The sequence below is a fragment of the Rahnella inusitata genome, assembly GCF_003263515.1.
In the GTDB taxonomy this organism is placed as follows: domain Bacteria; phylum Pseudomonadota; class Gammaproteobacteria; order Enterobacterales; family Enterobacteriaceae; genus Rahnella; species Rahnella inusitata.
In genome coordinates this window covers 12,621-24,882 of sequence record NZ_JYDE01000019.1, presented here as the reverse complement: position 1 = coordinate 24,882, position 12,262 = coordinate 12,621, and the positions used below count along the sequence as shown (strand labels likewise).

At 53.4% G+C, this 12,262-nt stretch carries 7 protein-coding genes; 4 read left to right on the top strand and 3 right to left on the bottom strand.

The window, feature by feature from the left end; translation table 11 throughout:
• Positions 1-138: 138 nt before the first annotated feature.
• From TU92_RS11970 to hmsP, 3 genes are all read right to left on the bottom strand, one after another.
• Positions 139-1,632, bottom strand: a complete 1,494-nt coding sequence (locus tag TU92_RS11970) for a M16 family metallopeptidase (RefSeq protein WP_112167449.1) — start codon at positions 1,630-1,632, stop codon at positions 139-141.
• Positions 1,633-1,960: 328 nt separating this feature from the next.
• Positions 1,961-3,253: a dicarboxylate/amino acid:cation symporter gene (locus TU92_RS11965; protein ID WP_112167448.1), complete on the bottom strand. Its 1,293-nt coding sequence runs from the start codon at positions 3,251-3,253 to the stop codon at positions 1,961-1,963.
• Positions 3,254-3,477: 224 nt separating this feature from the next.
• The gene (gene hmsP / locus TU92_RS11960; RefSeq protein ID WP_112167614.1) at positions 3,478-5,460 is read right to left on the bottom strand and encodes a biofilm formation regulator HmsP; all 1,983 of its coding nucleotides are present in this window, start codon (positions 5,458-5,460) and stop codon (positions 3,478-3,480) included.
• 560 nt (positions 5,461-6,020) lie between these two features.
• Between hmsP and TU92_RS11955 the strand changes: the two genes are divergently transcribed.
• From TU92_RS11955 to bcsB, 4 genes are read left to right on the top strand one after another with little or no spacing between them, the layout of a single operon-like run.
• Entirely contained in the window at positions 6,021-6,785 is a 765-nt protein-coding gene (locus TU92_RS11955; protein WP_112167447.1) for a cellulose biosynthesis protein BcsO, read from the top strand.
• On the top strand, positions 6,776-7,579 hold the full coding sequence (gene bcsQ / locus TU92_RS11950; protein ID WP_112167446.1) for a cellulose biosynthesis protein BcsQ: 804 nt from the start codon (positions 6,776-6,778) through the stop codon (positions 7,577-7,579). The genes TU92_RS11955 and bcsQ overlap by 10 nt, the downstream gene beginning before the upstream one ends.
• A gap of 29 nt (positions 7,580-7,608) precedes the next feature.
• The gene (gene bcsA, locus TU92_RS11945) at positions 7,609-9,708 is read left to right on the top strand and encodes a UDP-forming cellulose synthase catalytic subunit (RefSeq protein WP_112167445.1); all 2,100 of its coding nucleotides are present in this window, start codon (positions 7,609-7,611) and stop codon (positions 9,706-9,708) included.
• Positions 9,705-12,224, top strand: a complete 2,520-nt coding sequence (gene bcsB / locus TU92_RS11940; protein ID WP_112167444.1) for a cellulose biosynthesis cyclic di-GMP-binding regulatory protein BcsB — start codon at positions 9,705-9,707, stop codon at positions 12,222-12,224. The genes bcsA and bcsB overlap by 4 nt, the downstream gene beginning before the upstream one ends.
• Positions 12,225-12,262 lie beyond the last annotated feature (38 nt).

Genomic DNA, 12,262 nt, shown 5'->3' with positions numbered 1-12,262 from the left:
TTTGAAAAGCGTGGGGAGTGCAGAGGGGAAAGGCTTTTCCCCTCTTCCAGGTTTCGACGCAGAAAGTCATGTGATAACGGCTGCTGAAAAACCGAATGACTCTCGATCAGATTAAAAAGGGATTTATAAGGAAATCCCTTATTGCACCGCTGCCGTCGGTGCGGCCTCCACCGCCGGACTGGCTTCAGCTGGAGCCATAATCTTATCGTATATCGCCCGCAACTCCCCGGCATTGACCTCCGGTTCGCCTTTCGGCTGCGCGACAATTAACGCCGGATCACGTGACAATTGCTGTTTCAGCTCCTGATTTAACACCGGTAACGTCAGGGTGGAAAGGAACTGTTGACGCAATTGCTGATACTGCTCCGGAGCAATGTCCACGACGCCGTTCTGCTGTGAACGCAAACGCTGACTCATCAGCACGTCGGTGTCGGTGCGAGCGTAGGTGGCGAAAAGTTTGCTCAGCTGATCGTTTTTCTGGGCAATCAGCGCATCGAATTCTGCCTGTGAGATGCCTTTATCACGCATCACCAGTAGCTCTTCGGAAAGGCGTTTAAACAGCTCCGGAAGTTTGGCCTGCGATGCTTCGATGCGGATAGAGCACTGAGCGCGCTGGAACTGAACGTTGCAGTCAAAACCTAATCCCGGTGCGGGCGTTGTGGCGTCTTTCTTACTTTCGAATGTGGTTTTCAGCACTTCATGTAAATGCCAGAACAACGCTTCACGGGCTAAATCGCTACGCCAGTAAACAGCCAGCGCCTGTGAATCCTGAATCGGTTGCCACGCGCTATCCCACATTAATGACAAACGATCCTGCGTCAGGTTGTCGTCCATCAGCGTCATAGATTTCGTCGTCAGCTCAGAGAGCGTCGGCAAAGTTTGCGGCGTCTGTCGGCTACCCTTCAGCGGTGAAAAAGTACGGTTGATTTGTTCATTCAGCGTACGGCCATCGACGTTGCCGACCACGAATAACGTCATCACGTCCGGCGTATACCATTGATGATAAAACTTGATCAGGGCATCGATATTGACCGGTTTAGTCGGTAACTGGTCAGGGTTATGTCCCACCAGCGTTGAGCCGGTAATACGTGCACGCCAGAAAGCGTCCTGAGTATCTTGTGGCAATGCCCCCACCGGATCCTGCGATTCCTGACGGGCGGCGCTTACCAAAGCAGGCGTCACCGAGATTTTCCCCGCCGTGTTCGCCAGCCAGTTCAATGCGTCTTTCAGCAAATCCGGACGGTTGTTCGGCAGGCTCAGGTTATACAGGGTGAAATCATACGAGCTGACGGCGGGCGGTAATGGCCGTTGCGGATTGATACCCTGCTGCCAGAGAGACTGGAGTTGGGCCGTGCTGAATCCTTCGCTGTGCATTAATGCCAGACGAGGGAGGAAATGGGTGTAGCCAGACTGTTGGGCAGACTCTGCCAGCGAACCGGTGCGTACCAACAGGCGTAATTCAATGCGATCGCTCGGACGTTGTGGTGTGGTCAGAAGCTGCCAGGTGAACCCGTTATCTAATTTCCCCTGCTGCCAGGCCGGGTCGGGTTGTAATGTTTCTGCCTGCACATGACTTGCCGCTGCTGCCAGCAGCAATCCACCAATGAGTAAACGGATTTTGGTGCCCTGCATGTGAACCCCTACGTAATGACAATCTAATTATCAGAGTGCTGTCCTGCCGGTGTCTTAAGACGCGCCCACAGGAACTGAATGCGTAAAATAAAGGCCGAAAAATTGCGGCTCTTCGTTAGACCGCGGGTTTTTCGCAATGTCGCGCACCCGACGAAAATATTCTGGGAAATACCGCAGTGAGCGGTGTTTGAGAGGCATATTATGAAGATAATCCACCGGTTACATCAAGTAAACGGTGGATATTAGGGGGGATTGAGGCCAATTAAATGCGTTTTTTGGAACCTTGAGCGGGTTTTATGCACAGATATCACCCGCTATTTGGAAAGGTTTAAGCGCCTGAAGCTGACTTCTCCGCTTCTGTCAGGCCTTTCTGGCCGTTCAACGTCGCCTTAAGCTGGCCTTCATCGAGCTGACCGCACCACTTCGCGACCACAATAGTTGCCACGCCGTTACCCACAAGATTGGTCAGCGCACGCGCTTCTGACATGAAACGGTCGATGCCCAAAATCAGCGCCAGACCCGCTACCGGCAAATGCCCCACTGCCGATAATGTCGCCGCCAGAACGATAAACCCGCTGCCGGTCACGCCTGCCGCACCTTTTGAGGAGAGCAGCAATACCACAATCAGGGTGATCTGATGCCAGATATCCATGTGGGTATTGGTGGCCTGCGCGATAAAGACCGCCGCCATTGTCAGGTAAATCGAGGTGCCGTCGAGATTGAAGGAATATCCCGTTGGGATCACCAGCCCGACCACCGACTTCTTACAGCCCAGACGCTCCATTTTATCCAGCATACGTGGCAGCGCCGACTCAGAAGAAGATGTCCCCAGCACGATCAGCAGTTCTTCTTTGATGTAGTTAACAAACTTGAAGATGCTGAAACCGGTGAAGCGCGCGATAAGCCCGAGTACGACCACCATGAACAGCACGCAGGTCAGGTAGAAGCACAGAATCAGCTGGCCGAGTTGCACCAGAGAACCTACGCCGTATTTGCCGATGGTGAACGCCATCGCGCCGAATGCCCCCAGCGGTGCCAGACGCATGATCATATTAATGATGCCGAAAATGACCTGCGAGAAACTGTCAATTACGTTGAAAATCAGCTGGCCTTTGTGGCCAAGGCGGTGCAGCGCAAAGCCAAACAGTACGGCGAACAGTAAGACCTGCAGGATATTCCCGCTGGCGAAGGCACCGATTACGCTCGAAGGAATGACATCCAGCAGGAACGGAATGATGCCCTGGCTTTGAGCCTGTTCGGCGTAGATTGCGACCGCTTTAGCATCCAGCGCCGCCGGGTCAACGTTCATTCCCGCACCTGGCTGAACGATATTGACGATCACCAGCCCGATAATCAGTGCGAGAGTGCTGACAATTTCGAAATACAGCAGCGCGATGGCTCCCGTACGTCCGACCGCTTTCATGCTTTCCATGCCGGCGATACCGGTGACGACCGTACAGAAGATGACAGGCGCGATAATCATCTTGATCAATTTAACAAAACCGTCACCTAACGGTTTCATTTGCGCACCGAGGTCAGGGTAGAAATGTCCCAGCAGGACACCCAGGGTTATTGCCAGAAGCACCTGGAAATACAGGCTTTTGAAGAGAGATATTTTCATGACTAGCCATCCTGATGTGAGAGTATCGCCCTCTGTTTTGTAGGGGTACGGATAATGGGCGACTGCCGAAAAGTAACACCATCACAACATCATGGAAATATTTTGTTTCCTCCCGAAAAGACGGGTCATGAAAAAACAGAACTGAAAGCATTCAGCAGACGGAGAGTAAGTAAAAAAAGTACGAAAAGTGACGGTCTGGAGGGGAATTCCTGCCCTGAGGCAGGTTATTCAGTGGGGCAAAACTTTTGTTCGAAGAGGTCTTTTGACAGCGGCGCAGAGAATAAATAGCCCTGGCCCAACAGAATGTTTTGTTCAAGCAGCCACTGGCGTTGCGCTTCAGTTTCGACACCTTCGGCCACTAACTGGATGTTCATCGCTCGGGCGATGGACGCCACAATGTTGACCATGACGTCGTCCTGCGGCAGAACGCCGACAAAGCTGCGGTCGATTTTAATGACATCGATCGGCAACGAGCGCAGGCGGTTCAGGTATTCCAGACCCGAATATCCGAGGCCAAAATCATCCAGTTCGATCGACACGCCCACGGCGCGCAATTCGCCCAGCAGCAGCAGCGCGCGATCTAAATCGTCGATGCGCGCGGTTTCGGTGATTTCCAGCACCAGCTGCCCCGGATTGATTTTATAACGGCTCAGCAGACTGCGAAGTTCCGGCAGGAAATTGCGCTGCTGTACCTGAACACCGGACAGATTCACCGAGAGCGGTAAATTGATGCCACGACTCTGCCAGTCCGCGAGGATCACGCAGCCCAGTTCAAGAATCTTGTAGCCCAGCATACTCATGACGCCAATTTCTTCCGCCAGCACGATGAAATCACTTTCCAGACCGTAGCTGCCGTCGGCCATTTTCCGACGCAACAGTGCTTCAGCACCGACCACCGCGCCGGTGCGCATATTCACCTGCGGCTGGATAAACAGCGTGAAATCATTTTGTTCCATCGCGTGCAGAATGTCGTTTTCCTGCAACAAACGCTTTTGAATCTTTTCCGTTAATTCCGGCTCGAAGAACAGGATTTGATTTTTACCCTGCTGATAAGCCGAAACGCGCGCGGCGCGGGCATTGACCATCAGCTGCTGCGCGGTCGCCGGGGATTCGCCGGTATGCTGCACTATCCCGATGCTGCCGGTCGGATGCAGAGACATATTGCCTGCATCGCTTTCCTGCGGGGCATTGATGCGCTCCATGATTTGTCGGGCAAGGCGCATTGCCATAAACGGTCGGGCAATATCCCCCGCCAGCAAAGCAAATTCGTTATAGCTCAGACGCGCCAGTAAGCAGTGGTCAGGAAGCGCCTCAATGATTGAAGAGACCAGCGGGCAATCCACATGACCGTCATCGCGCAGGCTTTCAATACCGATTAGCAACAGATGAAAGCCCTTTTCAGGCTCGGTGGACTGCAACCTGTGTTGCAGACGCGCCATAAACTGTTCTTCATTACTGACGCAGTTTTGCGCGAGCGGCGGCGCGTCACTGATGTGTTGTTGTATTTTTTGTAACTGTTGCTGATTGCGGTTGTAGCTGCGCACCAGCATTCCGATTTCATCATCTTCATGCAGCAAAGGCATGGTTAGCTGATGAAAGGGCACGTCGCTTTCCGGCAGGGACTCCAGCTCGCGGGCAATAGTGCGCAGCGGTTTGACGATGAGCCGGTTGATGACCCAGCTCAGTGAAATGGTCAGGATCAGCGCCAGCAGCAGGTAAGTCGTCAGCATGGTCGACAGTGCGCTGACAATAAACTGGTACATCCGGTACGAGTCAGCCTGCAAAACCAGATAGGCCAGCGGTTTCGGATCTTTAGGGCTGGCCGCGGCGGAATAAAGAGGAACAGAAATGGTCACCGGCAGATTAAACCCGCGGGAGATCCACGGTGGCACCGGGCGACCCGCCGGGAAGTTGGTGTGCAACGCGGCGATTTGATTAGGCATCACGACTTTCGCGCGGCTGAGGATCCCCACCGGTTGCAGTGTATTCAGGATGTCCTGAGTTTCATTCAGATCCACATCCAACACCGCCTGAGACAGGGGCTCCCTTACAGAATGTGCTATGTTTTCAAGCTGCTGGGCGTAATCATCCCTCCGTTGTTGCACAAAGTGAAACAACTGGATGACGATAAAAAAACAAATAGTTATCGCAGCCACGCTCGACACGGCTGCCATCTGTTTGATTGTTAACGAACGCCTGACCCGCAACATAGTTCTCCATCAACCGCCGACCTGTTTTGCTCCGTGTACCTTATCAGGAACAGTATTTGTGCGCAGTATACCTTATATCGTGTTATTTCGAGGCGAAACAGGGTCGTTTGGTTATAAAAAACAACGTCTTTGCCAGGCAACATTTATCACAGAATGACTTAATGTGTTTTTACTGACGTAAAACCTGCACCCGACATTAACCTGATGATTTGTGATGTTATTAAAATTCTGAGTTTAGCGCTTCTGATAGAATCAATGTGCTGTGCATCACACTAAAAACAATGGTTTCATCTCACATAACAGAAAGTTTCAGCTCAAATAAATAAAAAACCTTTTGTGACAGCGGGTTAAAGGGGTAATGTTTTCTATGGTGCAATTCCTAATTTTTGTAAAAAGTGCTCTATGCTGTAAAAGAACTGATATATTAAGATTATTCTTATCCCGAAAAAAAACGCTAAAAAATTAAACCTTTTACACTCTTTGTTAGCGGTTCTCGTGTGGCCGTTTTGACGTCCAGATAATCCCCACACAAATATAATCCTACCGGGCGGGATAATATGAATAAATATGACGACATTAAGCGTTTTATGGATAAGACCAACCTTAAAGAGCTTGATTATAAAGAGCTTAATGATAAATCCACCGGCGAATCTATTACTGGTTCAATGAATCAATGGACGTTAATAAAACAGGTTTCTGCCAGCCAGACACCCGGCGGTCCTTTAGACAGCGGGCGCTCCACCCAGCCCACGCCGCAGGCCATTTCTGCTGATGAGTTCTCGCCGTCTTCGGCACAGGAAACGCTGAACGCACAGCATTTGCCCCCCTTTACCGACGCCTCGCATACGCACGACGAACCACGTTCTTCGGAAGTTTCTCCTCCGGCGGCGGGCTTTGGATTGCTGGATGCTCTGCGTGAAACACTGCCGCCCGCGCCTGCTCATCCGGCCCCCGCGCCAGCGCCGCAGCCAGTTCACTCAACGCCGTCGTTGCACGCACAGTCTGTGGTGCCAGACAGCGGTTCGGGTTTGCTCGATTCACTGAGAAAAGCCATGCCTGAAACCGTGCGTCAGCCGCCTGTCGCCCCGGCCGCTCCCGCACAACCGGCTACGCCGGTCTCAACCGTACCGGTTCACTCGCCAGCACCGACGTCCCGTTCAGCCCCATTACATACTCCGGCCCCCGCGCCCGTGGCGTCAGCGGATAGCGAACAGCGCTTTAAACAAATGTTTAAACAGCGGGCTCCGCAGCCTGTCAGCGCTTATCTGCATCGCGACACACCGCTTCAACCTTTGTTAGAGATGATTGCCTCATGCCGTTAGTTTGCGTTTGTTCACCGAAAGGTGGAGTAGGAAAAACCACGGTGGCCTCCAACCTGGCCTACTCGCTTGCCCGTAGCGGCAGCAAAGTATTGGTCATCGACTTTGATGTGCAGAATGCCCTGCGCCTTCATTTCGGTGTGCCGATATCAGATACCCGCGGTTTTGTTGCCGGTTCAGGTAATGAGTCCGACTGGAGCCAGTTCATTCTCAAAGCCGGTTCCAATACCTTTGTTCTGCCGTATGGTGAAGTGAGCGAAGATCAGCGACTGGAATTTGAACATCAGTTAGCCAGCGATCCGCATTTTTTACAGCGAGGATTAAATACCGTTCTAAATTATCCGGGTTTAATTATTATCGCGGATTTCCCTCCCGGTCCAAGTCCGGCATTAAAAGCCGTGCAAAGTATTGCGGATTTACACGTAGTGGTAATGCTGGCGGATACGGCATCGTTATCTTTATTGCCATTAATGGAAAAGAATAAATTAATTGGCACGCCCCTGAATAATAAAAAAGGGGAATATTACGTAGTAAATCAAAGTGACACCCGCCGGACATTAAGTCGCGACGTCACCCAATTCTTCGAACAACGTTTGAATGAAAGATTATTAGGCACAATCCACAGGGATGAATGTGTGCCAGAGGCGAATGCCTCGCAGCGCTCTATTATTGATTTCAGTCCGGTATCCGCGTCCGCGTTTGATATTGAGCTGATCAGCAAAAAAGTCGCCGCTATTTTAGGGATTAAAGTCGGTGATGGTGAGTTACACGCCGCGCCTAAAACCGGCAGTTATTAACTGTCACTGATAACAGCGATCCCAAAGCGATGAATAAATTCCTGTTTTCCCTGCTTGTGCTCCTGCTGCTGCCGGTGGCAGCAGTTATCGTCATCACGCCAATGGACAGCCAGAAGCAGTACATCTTCGGGCTGATAAGCATTGGCCTTTTATTTTTACTGGGCATCAGCAAAAGCCGGCGGATAAGCGTGGTGATGGTCATCATGTCCGTCATGATGTCGACGCGCTATATTTACTGGCGCGCGACGGAAACGCTGCATTTCAATTCCACCATTGAAGCCATTTTAGGCATCGGGTTATTCCTCGCCGAACTTTACGTCTGGCTTATTCTGTTACTCGGTTATCTGCAAACCACCTGGCCACTGAAACGCACCATCGAACCCTTGCCGGATGACACCACGCTGTGGCCGACGGTCGATGTGTATATTCCGTCTTATAACGAAAGTCTGGACGTGGTGCGTGATACCGTTCTGGCGGCGCAATGTATCGATTATCCAAAAGATAAAATCAAAATATACGTGCTTGATGACGGCAAGCGCGACGAATTTGCCGTGTTCTCCGCCGATGCGGGCGTGGGATATATCACCCGTGATAATAATGCCCACGCGAAAGCCGGTAACCTGAACCATGCGATGAAACTCACCAAAGGCGAGCTGATTTGCGTCTTCGACTGCGACCACGTCGCCACCCGCGCATTTTTACAGGCGACCGTCGGCAGCTTCCTGAAAGACCCGCGTCTGGCGCTGATCCAGACGCCGCACTATTTCTATTCACCCGACCCGTTTGAACGCAACCTCTCTGCTGGGCGCACCATGCCAAACGAAGGCGCGCTGTTCTACGGCCCGGTTCAGCAGGGTAACGATAACTGGAACGCCACGTTCTTCTGCGGTTCCTGTGCGGTGATCCGCCGCGTGGCGCTGGAAGAAGTCGGCGGTTTTGCGGTAGAAACCGTAACCGAAGACGCCCACTCGGCGTTGAAAATGCAGCGCCGTGGCTGGAATACCGCGTTTCTGGATATTCCGCTGGCGGCCGGTCTGGCGACAGAACGTCTCGGTCTGCACGTCATTCAGCGTACCCGCTGGGCGCGCGGCATGACGCAGATTTTCCGCGTCGATAATCCGTTATTTGGCCGTGGTCTGAAATGGCAGCAACGCTTGTGCTATCTCAACGCCATGCTGCACTTCCAGTTCGGCCTGCCGCGTGTGGTGTTCCTGACCGCACCGCTGGCCTTCCTGCTGTTCAACCTGAACATCATCTCCTCGTCCGCCAGCCTGATTTTTGCGTATGCGCTGCCGCATCTGGTGATGTCGCTGTACATCAACTCCCGCATGAATGGCCGCTTCCGCTATACGTTCTGGGGTGAAATTTACGAAACCGTGATGGCGTTCCACCTGATCCTGCCGACGATTGTCACCCTGCTTGCGCCAAAACGCGGCAAGTTTAACGTGACCGACAAAGGCGGCCTGCTGGACGTGGGCTTCTTTGACTTCAACATCGTCAAGCCGCATCTGATCGTCGCCATTCTGATGATTATCGGTATCGGCTACGGCTTAGTGCGCGCAGTCTTCCATAACTACTTTGCCATCGACCCGAGCGTAATCGCGCTGAACGTGGCGTGGGGCAGCTTCAGCGTGCTGATCCTGCTGGCAGCCATTGCCGTGGCGAAAGAAACCCGTCAGGTGCGTAAAACCATCCGTATTGATGTGGCGATCCCGGCCATCATTCATTACGCCAACGGCATTTCCCTGCGCACCACCACCATCGATATGTCGATGGGCGGCGTGCAGCTGGTGACGCCGGACGTGCGTTATCTGGACGAAGAAATTGAAGAGGTAGAAATTCAGCTGTCCTCGGGCGCGGAAAGTTTTCCGGTGACGCAAATCAGTGGCAACAAAGAGCGTATCCGTCTGCAATTTGAAAATCTGCCGTTGTCGAAACGCCGTGAACTGGTGCGCGTTGTCCTGTGCCGTGCGGATGCCTGGATCGGTGAAGAATATCCACCGGACAATCCGTTCCGCTCGCTGCTCAGTATCATCCGCTGCGTATTTGAGTTGTTCTACAACACATGGAAAGAACGTCGCGGCAAAAATACCCCCGCTGAGACCACCAGCAAGAGTGAAGCAGCATGAAACGACCACGTAAGCCGATGATCAAGTGCCGTTTATTTGCTGTGCCGGGTGCGTCCCTGCTCAGGAAAATTTCCACTGGCCTGCTGCTGACCTTCAGCGGCCTGCCGTTTACGCATGCGGAAGAAACCCCTGCCCCGGCGGTTGATCCGGCCACCAGTCTGCCTGCAGCACCGTCATGGCTGCCGCCCACGCCAGCGATGCCGGAAGAAGCCGCGCCTGCTGACACCGCAGCGCCGGTCGCACCTCAGGCGGTGCCGTCAGAATATATGCCTCAGGCGGATACCACGCCGGTCAATAACAGCGATTCGGCCAATGCAGCAACCCCGGCCATGCCGGTGGCCGATCCCGCAGCCGCACCTGCGCCAGTAATCCCGCTGGTTCAGCCGGTCACCAGTAATATTACCGTTGCCGAAATGGGCCAGCCAAAAGGCCTGACCCTCAGCGGCGGCCAGTTGCAGTCCGGCATTCTCTTCACCCTGCCGGCAGATGAAGTGGTGACCAACGCCCATCTCTCGCTGGCGCTGAAAATTTCTCCGGCGCTGATCGCCCGCGATACCACGCTGGAACTGATGCTCAACGGCCAGCCGCTGGGTAACCTGCCGCTGAACCAGACCAGCAACGGCGGCGATGTCTACGAGCTGGATATCCCGTCAGCGATGGTGGTCTCGAGCAATAACCTGAGCTTTCGCGTGCATGACAGCAACACCATGACCTGCGAGAAGGATCAGTCGGACAAATATTGGGTCACTATTTTGCCGACGACCAGCATTGGTCTGGAAGGTCAGCAACTGAATATTGGGCGCAATCTGGGCAACTTCCCACGTCCGTTCTTCGACAGCCTGCAAATGCAGGAGTCCAAAATCACCATGGGCTTCCCGGCATCAATGAAACCGGGAGATGTCAGCGCCGCCGCGATGGTCTCTTCTTATCTCGGCATGTTGTCCGATTATCGCGACGTTGATTTCCCGGTTATTCTGAATGATTTGCCCGATCAGAACGGTATTTTGTTCGGTAAACCTGGCGATAAAATCGGCTCTCTGACGCTGCCTGCCAGCAGCGGTGCATCGATTCAAATCATTGATAACCCGATTAATCCGGTCTACAAGCTGCTGCTGGTTCTGGGTAACGATGACAATCAGTTGCGTCAGGCGGCTTACCGGCTGATAAGCGCCGGAATGCCGAACAACACCGATCATCTGGATGTCGCACAGCAAACCATTCCGCCCCGCAAGCCGTATGACGCCCCGCGCTGGATCGACACGTCGCGCCCGGTCACGCTGGGTGAACTGGCAGGCAAAGATCCGGATTCGCTGATTTCCAACGGTATTTATCACGATGGCATTCAGGTGGCGTTCCGCGCCGCGCCGGACTTGTTCATGTGGGATGGCCACAACATTCCGGTTCGTATTGATTATCGCTTCCCGACGGAAAACTGGATTGATGAAGATAATTCGCGCCTGAATGTCTCCATCAACAGCAATTTCCTGCGCAGCCTGACGGTGAACAAAGTCGGTCTGGTAGAAAACATCTGGCGTCGCCTCGGCGGTGACAGCCGTCAGGAACGCTACACCATGCAGCTCGCGCCGTACCTGATTTACGGCGACAACCAGTTGCAGTTCTATTTCGACATCAAACCGAAAAAAGACGCGCCGTGCAGCATATTGACCAGCGATAACATCAAAAGCCGTATCGATCCGAAATCCTTCATCGACCTGAGCGGAAGCTACCATTTCGCGCAGTTACCGAACCTGTCGTATTTCGTCGGTGCGTCCTATCCGTATTCCAAACTGGCCGATTTCTCCGACACGCTGATGCTGCTGCCGCCGGAACCGACGGCTGATGAAATTCACACCTTGCTGAACCTCACCGCCCGCGCGGGCAAAGCCACCGGCGTGCCGGTGAGTCATGTGCAGATTGCCTTTGGTCTGAAGGGGGACGAGCAGGGAAATCCGCTGTTTGACCGCGATATTCTGGCGGTCACCACGCTGGGCGATTCCTCCTTTAATCAGCAGTTACTGGCTGATTCGCCGTTTGGCCTGAACGCGAATTCGATGGGCGTAAAAACGCCAACCGAAGTACAGCGCATCGTGGCGTGGCTGACCGGTGACTGGTATCGCCAGCCGGTGGATGCCGACCGCTATCTGTCATCAACCGGCGCATGGCGCGGGTTTGTCAGCTACCGCTCGCGCTGGTCTAACGATCACGTGGTGGTCGTGGCAACCGGTACTGACGATCAGCAGTTGCTGAAAATCCACAGCGATTTGAAATTGCCACAAATCAACGCCAACGTACGAGGCGATCTGGCGATCATTACTGATGAAAACGGCATCCGCAGCTTCTCGGTCGGCCAGCAATTCCCGACCGGACAAATGCCGTGGTACATGATGGTGCTCTGGTACGCCAGCACGCACATCGTGATCCTGTCGCTGATTGCCACGCTGGTCTCGCTGGTGGTGGGCCTGAGCCTGTTCGTCGTCCTGCGTCGCCATGCGGCTAAACGTCTGGGCCACAAATGAAAAGCCTTAAAACAAAAAGAACAACAATGAAGGTAGCC